The following is a 15,067-nucleotide window of genomic DNA, read 5'->3' as shown; positions in this document are numbered from 1 at the left end:
GATGCGTGTGCGGGCCTCGGCTTCCTACCGTTCGATCATGCGTTTTCGAACCCTCACTGCGCCGATATTCGCCGTCGCGCTGGGCTTGTCCGCCTGCACGACCAGCACGGCCGATCCCCTCGCCTCGGCTCGTGTGGACAGCGTGCGCGGCGACCTCCACGCAATAGTCGGCTCCGGTGCCGTCGGAGCCATCGCCACGCTGACCGCGCACGAAGCCGACACCGTTATCGGTTCCGGACTGGCCGACGCGGGCGCGGCGACCCCGATCGGAACCGATGTTCCCCAACATGTCCGGGTCGGCAGTGTCACCAAGTCGTTCACCGCCGCGATCGTGTTGCAGCTGGTGGCCGAACACCGCGTCGACCTGGAAAGGTCCGTCGACACGTATCTGCCCGGATTGCTCACCGGTGCGGGCGTGGACGGGCGCGCGATCACCGTCCGCCAGATCCTGGGCCACCGAAGCGGCCTGCCCGAGCCGGCCCGCTCCCCGGAGCTCGACGAACACGAAGCGGCGAAGAACGGCCGCACCTTCACCCCGGCTCAGGAGGTCGCCCTGGCCCTGGAACATCCGGCGAAGTTCGCGCCCGGCGGCCGGTTCGAGTACGCCAACATCAACTACATCGTCGCGGGCATGCTGATCGAAGCCGTGACCGGGCATCGCTACACCGACGAACTGCGCGACCGCATCCTGACACCGCTCGGCCTGTCGAATACCTACCTGCCCGCCACCGGCGAAACCGGTCTCCGTCAACCGCATCCGACCGGCTACACCACCGTCGACGGGACACTCACCGACACGACCCTGATGGAGCCGTCGGTGCCGTGGTCCTCGGGCGCGCTGGTGAGCACCGGCGCCGATGTGAATCGGTTCTTCCTCGCGCTGCTGGCCGGTCGGGTCGTGCCCCAACCCCAACTCGCGCAGATGCTCGACGGCATCGACATGGGCAACGGTGACGGCATGTCCTACGGTCTCGGCCTCGGGTACACCCAGCTGCCGTGCGGTGCGCAGTATGTCGGCCACATCGGCGGCATCCCCGGCTTCTCCACTGTCGCCGGTGCCACGGGGTCCGGCCTCGCGGTCACCATCGCCTATACCGGCACATCGTCGTCTGTCGATCTCGGCGGGATGCTCACCCACGCGCTGTGCGACTGAATCCTTCGCTGGTCGGGGCGCCGGCCGCCGCGCAGCAAGGTCGAGGTGACTCCGCGACGCCGTCAACGCGGAAATGGCACACGCTGCAAGTCTGCACCAGGTGCATCAACAATCGCGTCACGGCATCGCTCACTCACCGTCCGCAGCGCCGCGACGAGCTCAGGCGGGTCGGTGACCGTGAATCCGATGTCCAGGGCGGTGATCATCCAGGCCAGTGCGGCCGGGGAATCGGCGCCCAGATGCAACAGACAGCTGACATCGTCGATCGCTTCGAGGACGCCCATGCCCGGCCAGACCCGATCGGCCACCTCGGTGGCCGACCCGTGCAGGGTGACGACGGTGCGCCACGGCCACGACGCGACCGAGAGCCTGCGGGACAGATAGGTCGCCGCGTCACCGTCGGGCAGCGGTCGCGGGGTGAACCGTGGGCCCGTCGGCACTCGCGGCTCGAGCCGGTCGACGCGGAACGACCGCCAATCGGCTCGATCGACATCCCACCCGACCAGATACCAATGCCTACTCACATTGACCAGCGAATCGGGTTCGACATCGCGGCGAGACGTCCGACCGGCGTGATCGGTGTAGTCGAAGCGCAGACGCTCGTGGCATCGACACGCCTGCGCGATCGTCAGCAGCGTCTCCGGTGCCACCCGCGGTGCTTCGGCGGCGACCCGCACCATCGATTGCTGCAAGGTGGTGAGCCGGTGCCGCAGTCGCGAGGGGAGCACCTGTTCCAGCTTCGCGAGCGCGCGCAGCGAGGCGTCCTCGATACCGGTGACCGTGCCGCCCGAGGTGGTGCGCAAGCCGACCGCGACGGCCACGGCCTCCTCGTCGTCGAGCAGCAGCGGCGGCATCGACGCACCCGCTCCCAGCCGATACCCCGCGCTGCCCTGCCATGCCTGCACCGGATAGCCCAATCCGCGCAACCGTTCCACGTCGCGGCGCACGGTGCGCGCGGTGACATCGAGCTTGGTCGCGAGTTCGGCACCCGACCACGCGCGGCGGGTCTGCAACAGCGACAGCAGCCGGAGCAGCCGAGCGGACGTTTCGGACATCTCTCCATCATGCCGCGAACTTAGGAACAGTACTGACCTAAGTGCTGCCTAGCGTTGTCGGTATGAGCGACATCGACAGCTTCCGGATCGACATTCCGCAATCCGACCTCGACGACCTGCGTGAGCGGCTCGCCCGCACCCGCTGGGTCGACGACCTGCCCGGCACCGGCTGGACCTACGGCCTGCCCACCGCCTATCTGCGCGAGCTCGCCGACTACTGGCGGACCGGGTTCGACTGGCGCGCCGCGGAAACCGCACGCAACGCCCACCCGCAGTTCGTCACCGAGATCGATGGGCAGCGCCTGCACTTCACCCACGTGCGCTCACCCGAATCCGGCGCATTGCCGCTGGTCTTGGTGCACGGCTGGCCGTTCACCGACTTCGGTGCGACGATCGGACCGCTGACCGACCCCCGCGCGCACGGCGGCGACCCGCGCGACGCCTTCGACCTCATCATCCCGACCCTGCCCGGATTCGGCTTCTCCGGACCCACCCACCAGCCCGGCCAGGCGGCCACCGAGCGATCCGCGGACCTGATCGCCCGGCTGATGGGCGAAGTGGGCTACCAGCGCTACGGCGTGCAGGGTAGCGACGCGGGCTCGTTCATCGCCCCGCAGGTGGGTCGGGTCGACACCGAGCGGGTCGCCGGTGTGCACCTCAACGCCGCGATCACCATCCCCGCCTGGAACGACGACGGTGCGGGCTACACCGAGCAGGATCAGGAAAAGCTCGCCGCGCTTCAGGATTGGAGCAGCAACGAAACTTCTGCCTACGCGGGTGTGCACAGCACCCGCCCGCACACCCTGGCCCATGCCCTGACCGATTCACCAGCAGGTCTGCTCGCGTGGGTCGTCGATGTCGTCAACACCTACAAGGACCCCGCCGCCGCGCTGCCCGAGGATTCCCTCGACCGCGACGCCATGCTCGCCGAAACAGCGATCTTGTGGTTCACCGGGACCGCGGGCTCCTCGATGCGGCTGTACAAGGAATCCCAGCAGTGGGGCGCGGACCTGCCCAGCTCCGGTGTCCCCACAGCGGTCGCGGTCTTCCCCGGTGACGCCACGATTCGTGGCATCGCCGAGAAGCAGAACAACCTCGTCCGATGGACCGAATACGACCGCGGGGGCCACTTCGCCGCGATGGAAGCGCCCGAGCTGCTGATCGAGGATGTGCGCGAGTTCTTCCGGTCGGTGCGGTAGGAGTCGGCGGCCCCCGGGTTATGGCCGGGGGCCGCCGCCGTCTCGATGCCACGCGGCACCGATCTCGCTCAGCCGCTCGACGGCGTAGGTGGGGTCGATCAATGCCTCCGGGGTGTGGATGCCCGGTGCGGGACGGTCGCCGCGCAGGCCGAGCAGCCGTTCGACGCCGAGTGCGATCCCCACTGCGGTCAGCGGTCGCTGACCGTCCTGATGGACGAGGTGCTGTGTTCTGTTGAGCGGTGCGCCGTTCCGGCCGGTTCCGGCGAGATCGATCCGAACCTCGACGGAGGCAGGTTGACCGCGCCGCCTGCTCGGGGTGGCACCGACCGCGAAGTCGACCCGGACGTTCGGTGCGCCGGTAGCGAGGGCCAGGCTGGGCACGTCGAGAACCGGGATGCTCTGGCCGGGCAGGGCGGTGCCGTCGACGGTGCGGACGTCGGCTTGCGCGTCGGTCTCGGCGAGCCAGGTGAAGACGCCGTCGCGGCGCACGAGACCCGCCGTGGTGACGGCCGACCAGCGTTCCAGGTCGGCGATTCCCGCGGGTCCGCCGGTGTCGGTGTCATCGAGCACGACGCCGACTCGGACCGTGTCGACCCGGTCGAACTCGCGCGTGGAATCCAGTGCGGCGAGAACGATGATGCCCGCCATCAAGTGGCTGGCGACCAGAACCGGCGCCGCACTGGACCTTTGTGCGCCCGCGACGATCTCCGGGCCGATGTCGAGCAGGCCGCTGGAGATGCTGAGGTAGGGCAGGCCACGGTCCTGTGCGTAGTGCAGGCCGTTGAGCCGATGGTCCCACAGGGTCGCGACGACCGCGGAGTAGTCGGCGTCGGCGAGACCGAGGTCGCGGTGTGACAGATCGATCGTCACCGCCGTGGCAGTGCCGACGGCGTCGGCGACCCGTTGCGCACGACCGAGATCACGGCCCGCGATGGTCAACGGCAGGGTCGGATGCCATTGACGCAACAGGGCGGCGGTGTCCGACCCCGCCTGTCCCGACCCGCCCAAGATCAGTACCGATTGCTCCATGCTGAAATCCCTCTCCACTAAGCTACAAAATGTAACTTACTCTTTGTAGCTAAGCTGTGGACATGGCGCAAGGGAGGACGATGACCGCACGATCGGGCAGATTGGCGAAGCCGGCCAGGCGCGAGCAGCTGCTCGACACCGCCTTGACGCTGGTGCGAGAGCAAGGAACCGACGGCCTGACCTTGGCCACTCTCGCCGAAGCTGCGGGCGTGAGTAGGCCGATCGTCTACGACCACTTCGGTACCCGCCCCGAACTGCTCCTCGCGCTCTACCGTCAACTCGACGAACGCCACCGCCTGGCCTCGGAACAAGCCGCCCGCGACGCCACTCCCACCGTCGACGAGATCGCCCGCGTCATGGGCACCGCCTACTTCGCCTGCGCCACCGACATGCCCGAATTCGACGCGATTTCCGCCGCCCTGAAAGGCAATCCGGACGTCCAGGCGATCCAGCACGACATGCTCGACAGCTACCGCGACTGGATGGCAGCCACCCTGCAACCGTTCTCGCCACTCACCGCCACAGCACTGCGACTGCGCTGCGTCGGCGTGCTCGGCGCGGCCGAAACACTGGCCGCGGAACTGAACCTGGGTACGACCACGCCCGACGAAGCGATCTCGGCGCTGACCGATCTGATCGTCGGCAGCATCGGTGTGCGATAGCGGCACCGCAGCAGACCGAAGCTGATGCCGTTGTCCCGCCGACAGGGGGCGGCGTCGGACGCTTGTCGACGCGACAGCGCCTCCGAGGCCCGAAACCCTTGGCGTAGGCCAGGACTGGATCGTTTGCATGCTTGTCGTTCCCGCCGAGCCGGTAGTGTCGGACACCGTGCCAGGGGTGGTTGTCGACTCAGCTCGATCTCCTTCTACGACCGATGATCCACGCCCGCCCTTCGCGGGGTTCGCTGTTGCGGTGGTGGGAGTGGTCTTCGGCATCGTCGCGGCGCTATCGGCGACGCGGTACGGCTACTACTACGACGAGCTGTATTTCATTGCCGCGGGCAAGCACCCCGCGTTCGGCTATGCCGACCAAGGTCCACTGGTGCCGCTGCTCGCGCGCTCGATGGACTGGCTGTTTCCCGGATCGTTCATCGCATTGCGCATTCCGGCAGTGGCGGCGTCGCTCGCCGTATTGGTGTTGAGCGCGGCCATCGCCCGCGAACTGGGCGGTGCTCGCGGAGCCCAGTCAGTGACAGCGATCGCCTGCGCGACATCGGCGTTCGTACTCGGCCAAGCGCAGACTTTGTCGACGAACGCCATCGATACCTTGCTGTGGGCGGTGCTCACCTGGCTGCTGGTGCGCTGGGTACGGACCCGCGACGATGCTTTGCTGTGGGCGGCTGGGCTCGCGACAGCCGTTGCCGTGCAGGTCAAATGGCTGATCCCGATCTTCTGGATCGCGGTGGTCGTCGCCGTGGCCTGGCTGGGGCCCCGAGCGTTGTTGCGGCGACCGGCGCTGTGGTGGAGCGCGAGCATTGTGGTGCTGGCGGCGGCGCCGGGGCTGATCTGGCAGGCCATGAACGGTTGGCCGCATCTGGGTATGGGGGCGGTGGTTCGCGGCCAGACCGGCGGTTTCGCCGGCTCGCTGTGGTTCGTCCCGCGCACCTTGCCATGGTGGGGTCCGCTCGCCGCGGTGCTCGTGGTGTGCGGTGTGTGGCAGTTGTGCCGATCGCCGCTCCTGCGCCGCTACCGGTTCCTCGGTGTGGCGTTTCTACTGGCGGTGGCGATCATCGCGATCAGCGGCGGTCGCAGCGGCTACGGTGCGGGCATCTACCCGGTGGTGATCGCGGCCGGGGCCGTGGGATCGGCCGCGATACCCAGACGCTGGCTCACCATTGTCGCGGTGCAGGCGGCAGCGCTGTCGGTGGTTGCGGCCGTCGTGTACGTGACGCCGTGGCGTGCCGCCTCGGACTACGCCCCTGCCCCCGATCTCGCTGCCGCACTGGGACCTTCGGCATACAGCGAACTCGGATGGCCCGAGCTGGTGGCGGCTACCGCGAACGCCTACCGCGCATTACCGCCGCACCGGCAGCGCACGGCCGTGGTCGTGACGCAATGGTATGTGCAAGCGTCAGCGCTCGATCACGCTCGTTCCACTGCGGGTCTACCGCCGGTCTTCAGTCCGAACCGCGGCTTCGGCTACTTCGGTGTCCCGCCGGATACCGCGGACACAGTCGTCTACGTCGGCGGTACCGAGGCGGATCTGCGTCGCTGGTTCAGCTCCGTCGTCCCAGCGGGCCGAACCGACTATCCGCTCGGAATTCCCGGCATCACCACCGATGCCACGATCTGGGAATGCGTGGGTCCGATTCAGCCGTGGTCGTCGATGTGGTCGACGATGCGCGGCCTCTGACACCAGGAAGTGAGTATCGAGTGGGCAACGAACCTGAAATCCGCACGGGCGCCGGTGTTGTGCGCGGCCGGTGGGAAGGCGCTGTCGCGGTCTTTCGGGGGATCAGCTATGCAGCGCCGCCGGCCGGCGCACGACGGTTCGCGGCGCCTGGGCCTGCACAGCGGTGGCAGGGCGTTCGCGACGCGCTGATGTTCGGCCCTCCGGTTCCCCAGGCCCGCAATGGCGGTTCGGTGATGTCGTCGGCGTCCGGCTCGACCGATGACGGATCCGAGGACTGTTTGACCCTGAATGTCTGGTCACCCGACCTCGGGACCGCGAAACTGCCGGTGATGGTGTGGATCCAGGGCGGCACCTACCTCGAGAACGACACCGCCAACCCGCATTGCGACGGTGCGCTGCTCGCAGCGGCCGGCGTGGTGGTGGTCAGCATGAACTATCGGGTCGGCGTCGACGGTTTCGCCCGCATTACCGGAGCTCCGGACAATCGCGGCATCCTCGACCAGATCGCTGCTCTGCGCTGGGTCCAGGACAACATCGCCGTATTCGGTGGCGACCCCGCCAACGTCACCGTTTTCGGGCAGTCCGCGGGCGGTGCGTCCATCGGCGCGCTGCTGGTGATGCCGATGGCGGCCGGACTGTTTCGCCGAGCGATCAGCCAGAGCATGCCCGGCACCTATTTCACTCCGAGCCTCGCCGCCGCGATCTCGACCACGATCGCCGCACAGCTCGGCGTCCAGGCCACCGTCGAAGACCTCGCCCTGCTGCCGCCACGCGCGCTCACCGACGCCACCACCGCGGTGATCGCCGCGATGCCCGAGTTCGTCGATGCCTGGGGCCCGATGGCGCTCACGCCCACCCCGTTCTCCCCTGTTGTCGACGGTGAGATATTGCCGTGCGCGCCGTGGCGTGCGATCGCGGGCGGTGCCGCACGCGACGTCGACCTGCTCGTCAGCCACACCCGTGACGAGTTCCGGCTCTACACATCTCGCCCGGGGAGCGAACCGGCACCGGAGACCATGACCGCAGCTTTTCGCCACCTCGCACCAGGCACGGATGGTGACAGGCGCTACCGAGCGGCCTATCCGGAGGCGACATTTGGCCAGCTGTTCGAAATCCTCAACTCCGACTGGCTGTTCCGGATGCCGAGCCTGCATCTGGCCGATGCTGCGCACGCGGGCGGCGGGCGCGTGTGGCTGTGCGAACTGGCGTGGAGCTTCAACTCGCAACAGGGCGCCGCGCACTGCCTGGACTTCCTGCTCGTCCTCGGCACCCTCGGTCCCGACGAGGTCCGCGCCCACCGCTTCGCCCATCCGAACGCCGCGAACGAAATCACCGATGTCGCCCACCGAATGCGTACCGACTGGGTGAATTTCGCTACCTCGGGAACCCCCGGCTGGGCGCCCTACGATCCACAGGCGCGAACCACGCGCGTCTACCACGCCGAACCCATCACCCAGCCCTACCCCGAAGAACGCTCCCGCCGCATCTGGGCAGCCCACCAGTTCGACACCCTGGACCTCCCGAGCTGAATCACCCAGCCGGTCTCGTCCGGCATGCACCGGCCGCATCTTTCGGAGAAGCTATGTCGGTGGGCGGTGACACGGTAGAGCTCGATACGTCGACGAGTTGTACGAACCAATCGCTGTCGTAGGCGACTTGGAAACCCAATAGGTCGACGTAGAAGTCACGCGTCGTAGCGAGTTGGTCGCTAAGGATGTTCACAAAGCTCCGTGCAATGGTCACATCGGCGAGATCAGCAAGCGGGCGCGAATTCCCGGCGGTTCGATCCGGTTCGCCCATTAGATTGAAAGAGTGTTCACCTCCAGTGGAATTCCGGTCGGGTCCGGGCACAGATTGATCTCACCCAGTGTCGATATGTACGGAGAATGGCGCGACGCGCATGTCGAGTGGGGGCCCGGTGTCCACGAGGACGGTTTCGGTTTGTTGCCGAGTGACGATGTCGACTCGGCGAGCGGATTCGAGCTCTGGGTCGCGCGGCTCATCACCGCGTCAGGGGACGGGCGTTGCTCGTATCGCTGGATAGTCGAGGGTGATCGTGTGCTCGGCGGGATCGCATTGCGGCACGGGGACGGCGAACTTGTGCGGACGGTCGGGCATATCGGGTACGGGATCCGGCCGTCCGCGCGCCGTCGAGGGCTGGCCACGTGGGCATTGGGAGAGATCATCGCTGAGGCGCGAGTGGCTGGGATGGACCGAGTACTGGTTGTTTGCGCGGCCGAGAATATCGGGTCGATGAAGACGATCGAGCGCTGTGGTGGCGTCCTCGAGAGCATCCAGGACACCGAACTCGGTCCGGCACGGCGGTATCGGATCACGGTCGGGGAGTCGCGCACGTAGGCCACTGGCGGGAGGGGTGAGCGAAGGATCGGCCTGCTGGGCGAATGGCCGCAGCGATGGTCATGATCTGGCCGTGGAATCAGTAAGCACCGTGCTCGTGCGCCAACGGTGAAGAGCTCAAACACCCTTCAGGTCAAGCCCGAAATCGGCCGAGCTGTTATCGGCGTTCGATCGTGGCGAGCCAGGCGGAGGCCGAGTCGGCGAAGCGTGTTCGGAGATGCTCGGGGGCGATGGCGGCGATGTGCCAGGCGGGGTTGTCATCGAAGGGTGCGGTGAGGGCTTGCCTGGTGACGGGGTGCGGACCGGTGTCGGGACCGGTATCGCTGAAGCACAATACGTACAGGGTGCCACCGGAGTCGGTGACCGAGGCCAGGCTTGCCGCGTACTCGGTGCGTTCGGACTCGTCGAAGGTGTGGAACAGGCCGCAGTCGAGGACTGTTTCGAAGCGGCGATACAGGCGCTGGAGATGTAGGGCGTCTGCCATGGCGAAGGCCACCTCGATCCCGCGATCGTCGGCTGCCTGCCTGGCGGTGGCCAACGCCGTTTCGGCCACGTCGACACCCAGCACGGGCAACCCGCGGGCGGCGATGAACAGGGCGTTGTCGCCGGTGCCACACCCGACATCGAGGACCGGTCCGCAGAACCCGCCTGATTCGGCCAGCCGCACGACAGCGGGCTGCGGGGTACCGATGTCCCACGGTGCGGGGCCGTCGAGATAGGACGCGTTCCACGGCTGACCGGCCTGGCGTTCGTGGCTGGTCGGTGGGCGGGGGTCGGGCGGGGAACTCGGCGGCATCAGCGGATGAACAGGTTGGAGCGGTCGGCGAGGTCGAGAACCGGCTGGGGGAACAGACCGAGCAACACGGTGGCGCCCGCGCTGAACGCCACGACCAAGGTGGTGGCGAACGGGGCGGTCACGATGGGCGCGTCGGCCGGAGGGTCGGTGAAGAACATCAGCACGATGACCCGGACGTAGAAGAAGGCCGCGATGGCGCTGCAGAGGACACCGACGATCACCAAGGCGGTATAGCCCGCACCGGAGGCAGCGGCGAAGACCGCGAACTTGCTGACGAATCCGCTGGTGAGCGGGAGACCGGCGAAAGACAGCAGCAACAGGGCGAATGCCGAAGCGAGCCACGGGGATCGGCGACCGAGGCCCGCCCACTGCGACAGCGCGGTCGCTTCGTCACCGGAGGCGTCACGCACCAGACTGACCACCGCGAACGCACCGACGGTGCCGAGGCCGTAGGCCAGCAGGTAGAACAGCACGGCGGCCACGCCGGCGCTGTCGGCGGCGACGACACCGACGAGCAGAAAACCGGCGTGCGCGATCGAGGAGTAGGCCAGCATGCGCTTCACATCGGTCTGGGTGATCGCCATGATCGCACCGACGACCATCGTCGCCACCGCGACCGCGGCGAGCACCGGGCGCCAATCCGAGCCCAGCGCACCGACTCCCACCATCAGCACCCGCATGGTCGCCCCGACGGCCGCGATCTTGGTGGCGGCGGCCATGAACGCGGTGATCGGGGTCGGAGCGCCCTGATAGACATCGGGCACCCAGGCCTGGAACGGCACTGCACCGATCTTGAACAGCAGCCCGACGGCGAGCATGCCGAGACCGAGCAGGGCTAGAGTCGCGTTCTCGGGCTGCTTGTCCAGTGCCGCACCGATTCCCGGCAGCGACACCGTGCCGGTCTGCCCGTAGAGCAGCGCGACACCGTAGAGGAAGAACGCCGAGGAAAACGCACCGAGCAGGAAGTACTTCATCGCCGCTTCTTGCGAGAGCAACCGCCTGCGGCGAGCCAGCCCACACAGCAGATACAGCGGCAGCGACAGCACTTCGAGCGCGACGAACATCGTCAGCAGATCGTTCGACGCGGGAAACAGCAGCAGACCACCGACCGCGATCATCGTCAGCGGGAACACCTCGGTGGTCGAAACCCCCGAGCGCACCGCCGCGAGCTCGTGCGCGCTGCCGGGCACCGCGGAGGCCTGCGGTGTGAACGCGTCGACCCCTCGATCCAACGCGGCCGCCGCCCGACTCCACGTGCCCGGCCCGCTGCGCGCCCGCGGGACCGCCCCACGCTCGGCGATCAGCAGCAGGCCCAGCAGTGAGACCAGCAGGATCGTGCCCTGCAGGAACAGCGTGACCCCGTCGATCGCGACCGCGCCCATCACCGCGGTGCCCTCGGATCCCGCGAGCAGCACCACGGCCACCAGAGCGCCGACCACACCGGCTGACCCGAGCACCAACTGTGTCGGATATCGGTAGGGCCGCGGCACGAACGCTTCGACGAGTACACCCACCACGCCGACCCCGAACACGATCAGCATCGGGGCGAGCAGGTGGTATTCGATGCTCGGTGCGGGCGCGATGGCCGCGAGCTCGGTGATGGTCACGGAGTCCGTCCTCATTTGTGGCCGCCTGCGGGCGGGGTGGCCGCACCTGCTTCGGGAGCGGGGACCGTCGGAGCGGGATCGTGCTTACCGATCGTCGAGAGAGTGTGTCCCACCGCGGGATCCACCAGATCCAGGATCGGTTTCGGATAGAACCCGAGCACCAGCAGCGCGATCAGCAGCGGCACCACCACGGCCAGCTCGCGCGGCACCAGATCACGCAGGTGTTCGTTGCCCTTCTTCAGCGGGCCGGTCATCAACCGCTGATACAGCCACAGCACATAGATCGCGGCCAGGACCAGTGCACCGGTCGCGATCACCGCTGCCACCTGGTACTTCGGGAAAGTGCCGATCAGGACCAGGAATTCGCTGACGAACGGCGCGAGCCCTGGCAGCGAGAGCGTGGCCAGGCCCGCGATGAAGAACGTGCCCGCCAGCACCGGCGCGACCTTCTGCACGCCGCCGTACTCGGCGATCATCCTGGTGCCACGCCGGGAGACGAGGAACCCGGCGATGAGAAACAGTGCGGCCGTGGACAGTCCGTGGTTGACCATGTACAGCGTCGCCCCGGATTGGGACTGGCTGGTCATGGCGAAGATGCCGAGGATGATGAACCCGAAGTGCGAGATCGAGGTGTAGGCGATCAGGCGCATCACATCGGTTTGGCCGATGGCGAGCAGCGCGCCGTAGAGGATGCCGATGACGGCCAGGGTGATCACCAAGGGCGCGAAGGTGTCCGATGCCAGTGGGAACAACAGCAGGCAGTAGCGCAGCATGCCGAAGGTGCCGACCTTGTCGACCACCGCCATCATCAGCACCGCGCTGGACGGGGTGGCCGAGACCGCCGCGTCGGGCAGCCACGTGTGCAGCGGCCACAGCGGCGCCTTCACGGCGAAGGCGAACATGAACCCGAGGAACAGGGCGTTGAGAACCGCTGTGCTGCCCCCGAGTTCACCGTTGTTGGCCGCGGCGACCACGACGCGCAGGTCGAAGGTCCCCGCCGATCCCTCGCCGAGGCCCGCCTGGGCGGTCAGCACGTACAACCCGATGACCGCGGCGAGCATGATCAGCCCACCGAAGAGGTTGTAGAGCAAGAACTTCACCGCCGCGCGCGAACGTTGGGCGCGGACCGCGGCGTCGGTGGTGCGGGTGCCGAAGCCGCCGATGAGGAAGTACATCGGGATCAGCATCGCTTCGAAGAACACGTAGAACAGCAGGATGTCGAGGGCGAGGAAGGAGATCAGCACCATCGACTCGACCAGCAGCATCAACGCCATGTAGAGGTGGATGGTCTTGGGTCCGTCGCCGGTGGGGGTGTCGTCGTTCCAGCCTGCCAGGATCAGCAGCGGCACCAGCACCGCTGTCAGCAGGACCAGGGCGGTGGCAATACCGTCGAGGCCGAGTGTGTAGCCCACACCGAATGTCGGGATCCATTCGTGGGATTCGACGAATTGGTACTGGGCACCGCCGGGCTTGAACCGCACCGCGAGGACAACGGCCAGTGCGAGCACACCGATCGACACCGCGAACGCCACGCCACGCGCCACCGTGCGGCGGGCGGCGGGCAGGACGAGCACCACACCCGCCCCGATCGCGGGGGCGAGCCAGAGCGTCGTCAGCCAGGGAAACGAGTTCACCAGAACCTCACCGCCAGCAGGGCGGCGGCCACCAGGGCCGCGCCGGTGAACATGGACAGGGCGTAGGAGCGCACGAAACCCGTCTGCACCTTGCGGATTCGCGCCGACAGTCCGCCGATCGAGGCAGCGGTTCCGTTGACGATCCCGTCGACGCCCTTCGCGTCGAGGAACACCAGCGCCCTCGTGAGGTGGCGGCCGGGGCGTTCGAACACGGCTTCGTTGATCTTGTCGCCGTAGAGATCGGCACGGGCGGCCCCGGTCAGCACGCTGACCGGCTCGGGCGCGACCTCGGGGATCGGGCTCTCGGCGTACTTGCGGTAGGCCACGGCGACACCGATGGCGACCGCGGTCAATGCCAGACCGGTGACCACCGCCGCGGGGATCACCGGCTCCGCGTGATGAGAACCGACGACGGGTTCGAGCCAGTTCACCAGCGACGAGCCCCAGACGAACAGACCACCGGCGAAGACCGATCCGAACGCGAGCAGGATCATCGGCCCGGTCATCACCGCCGGTGACTCGTGCGGGTGGGTGTCGGGCTTCCAGCGGCGCTCACCGAAGAAGGTCATCAGCATGACGCGGGTCATGTAGAACGCGGTGAGCGCGGCGCCGACGAGAGTGACCGCGCCGAGCAGGATTCCGGTGGATCCGCCGTGGTCGAAGGCTGCCTCGATGATCTTGTCCTTGGAGAAGAACCCGGACAACGGTGGCACTCCGATGATGGCGAGATAGCCCAGGCCGAAGGTGATGAACGTGATCGGCATCAGCGTGCGCAGGCCGCCGTAGCGGCGCATATCTGTTTCGTCGTTCATCGCGTGCATCACCGAGCCGGCGCCGAGGAACAGCCCTGCCTTGAAGAAGCCGTGGGTGAGCAGGTGCATGATCGCGAACGCGTACCCGGCCGGGCCGAGGCCGACGGCCAGGATCATGTACCCGATCTGGCTCATCGTCGAGGCGGCGAGGGCCTTCTTGATGTCGTCCTTGGCGCAGCCGATGACGGCGCCGAACAGCAACGTCACCGCGCCGACGGCGAGCACCGCCGTGCGCGCGTTCGGCGCGAGGTCGTAGATCGGGTTGGCGCGGGCGATCAGGTACACACCGGCGGTGACCATGGTGGCGGCGTGGATGAGCGCCGAGACCGGAGTGGGGCCTTCCATCGCGTCGCCGAGCCACGACTGCAGGGGCACCTGCGCGGATTTTCCGCAGGCGGCCAGCAACAACAGCAGACCAATCGCGGTGAGGGTGCCTTCGCTCGCGCCCGGGGTCGCCGCGAACACAGTGCGGAAGTCGAAGGAACCGAATGCCGCGAACATGACCATCATGGCGATGGCAAGGCCCATGTCGCCGACCCGGTTGACCACGAACGCCTTCTTGGCTGCCGTTGCGGCCGAGGGCTTCTCGTACCAGAAGCCGATCAGCAGGTAGGACGCCAGGCCCACGCCTTCCCAGCCCAGGTAGAGCACGAGAAAGTTGTCGGCCAGGACCAGGACGAGCATCGCGGCCAGGAACAGGTTGAGATAGCCGAAGAACCGGCGCTTGCCCGGATCGTGGCTCATGTAGCCGATCGAGTAGAGGTGGATCAGCGACCCGACCCCGGTGATGAGCAGTGCGAAGCAGATCGACAACTGGTCCAGTTGCAGGCTGAACCCGACCTGTAGATCACCGACGGGCACCCAGTTGAACAGTTCCTTGTGCACGGCCCGGTCGGCGTCGGCGCGCCCGAGCATGCCGAAGAACGCGACAGCGGCGACGACGAACGAGGACAGCGCGGCCGTCGTGGCGAGGTAGGGGCCCCAGCGGTCGGTGAGGTGACCGAACAGGAGCAGAACGATCGCCCCTGCGAGCGGGAGGGCGGGCAGCAGCCACAGCGTTGCGGTACCCATG

At 67.5% G+C, this 15,067-nt stretch carries 12 protein-coding genes; 6 read left to right on the top strand and 6 right to left on the bottom strand.

Going from position 1 to position 15,067, the window contains the following annotated elements:
* Positions 1-37: 37 nt before the first annotated feature.
* A complete protein-coding gene (locus tag ACFVVI_RS10570) occupies positions 38-1,153 on the top strand; it encodes a serine hydrolase domain-containing protein (protein ID WP_387445039.1) in 1,116 nt (371 codons plus the stop codon).
* Between the two features lie 62 nt (positions 1,154-1,215).
* Here the strand turns inward: ACFVVI_RS10570 and ACFVVI_RS10565 are convergent, their stop codons facing one another.
* Positions 1,216-2,208, bottom strand: a complete 993-nt coding sequence (locus ACFVVI_RS10565) for a helix-turn-helix transcriptional regulator (RefSeq protein ID WP_387445038.1) — start codon at positions 2,206-2,208, stop codon at positions 1,216-1,218.
* 62 nt (positions 2,209-2,270) lie between these two features.
* Between ACFVVI_RS10565 and ACFVVI_RS10560 the strand changes: the two genes are divergently transcribed.
* A complete protein-coding gene (locus ACFVVI_RS10560; protein ID WP_387445037.1) occupies positions 2,271-3,407 on the top strand; it encodes an epoxide hydrolase family protein in 1,137 nt (378 codons plus the stop codon).
* A gap of 18 nt (positions 3,408-3,425) precedes the next feature.
* Here ACFVVI_RS10560 and ACFVVI_RS10555 read toward each other — a convergent pair whose 3' ends face one another.
* Positions 3,426-4,436: a saccharopine dehydrogenase gene (locus ACFVVI_RS10555; RefSeq protein WP_387445035.1), complete on the bottom strand. Its 1,011-nt coding sequence runs from the start codon at positions 4,434-4,436 to the stop codon at positions 3,426-3,428.
* A gap of 80 nt (positions 4,437-4,516) precedes the next feature.
* Here ACFVVI_RS10555 and ACFVVI_RS10550 point away from each other — a divergent pair, with 80 nt between their 5' ends.
* From ACFVVI_RS10550 to ACFVVI_RS10535, 4 genes are all read left to right on the top strand, one after another.
* Positions 4,517-5,098 (top strand): TetR/AcrR family transcriptional regulator, encoded by a 582-nt coding sequence (locus ACFVVI_RS10550; RefSeq protein WP_387445034.1) that lies wholly within the window; start codon positions 4,517-4,519, stop codon positions 5,096-5,098.
* 250 nt (positions 5,099-5,348) lie between these two features.
* Entirely contained in the window at positions 5,349-6,788 is a 1,440-nt protein-coding gene (locus ACFVVI_RS10545; RefSeq protein ID WP_387445033.1) for an ArnT family glycosyltransferase, read from the top strand.
* On the top strand, positions 6,764-8,317 hold the full coding sequence (locus ACFVVI_RS10540) for a carboxylesterase/lipase family protein (protein WP_387445378.1): 1,554 nt from the start codon (positions 6,764-6,766) through the stop codon (positions 8,315-8,317). The genes ACFVVI_RS10545 and ACFVVI_RS10540 overlap by 25 nt, the downstream gene beginning before the upstream one ends.
* A gap of 283 nt (positions 8,318-8,600) precedes the next feature.
* Positions 8,601-9,146, top strand: coding sequence for a GNAT family N-acetyltransferase (locus ACFVVI_RS10535; protein WP_387445031.1), 546 nt, complete (start codon positions 8,601-8,603; stop codon positions 9,144-9,146).
* Between the two features lie 157 nt (positions 9,147-9,303).
* Here the strand turns inward: ACFVVI_RS10535 and ACFVVI_RS10530 are convergent, their stop codons facing one another.
* The 4 genes from ACFVVI_RS10530 to nuoL are packed head-to-tail and all read right to left on the bottom strand — an operon-like array spanning position 9,304 to position 15,066.
* A complete protein-coding gene (locus tag ACFVVI_RS10530; RefSeq protein ID WP_387445029.1) occupies positions 9,304-9,942 on the bottom strand; it encodes a class I SAM-dependent methyltransferase in 639 nt (212 codons plus the stop codon).
* Positions 9,942-11,564 (bottom strand): NADH-quinone oxidoreductase subunit NuoN, encoded by a 1,623-nt coding sequence (gene nuoN / locus ACFVVI_RS10525; RefSeq protein WP_387445028.1) that lies wholly within the window; start codon positions 11,562-11,564, stop codon positions 9,942-9,944. Before nuoN ends, ACFVVI_RS10530 begins: the two co-directional genes overlap by 1 nt.
* Positions 11,561-13,183, bottom strand: a complete 1,623-nt coding sequence (locus ACFVVI_RS10520) for an NADH-quinone oxidoreductase subunit M (RefSeq protein ID WP_387445027.1) — start codon at positions 13,181-13,183, stop codon at positions 11,561-11,563. The genes nuoN and ACFVVI_RS10520 overlap by 4 nt, the downstream gene beginning before the upstream one ends.
* Entirely contained in the window at positions 13,180-15,066 is a 1,887-nt protein-coding gene (nuoL, locus tag ACFVVI_RS10515) for an NADH-quinone oxidoreductase subunit L (protein ID WP_378991723.1), read from the bottom strand. The genes ACFVVI_RS10520 and nuoL overlap by 4 nt, the downstream gene beginning before the upstream one ends.
* Between the last annotated feature and the right edge of the window lies 1 nt (position 15,067).

It is taken from the genome of Nocardia sp. NPDC058114, assembly GCF_042884695.1.
GTDB lineage: Bacteria > Actinomycetota > Actinomycetes > Mycobacteriales > Mycobacteriaceae > Nocardia.
This window is presented reverse-complemented; position numbering and strand designations above follow the sequence as displayed.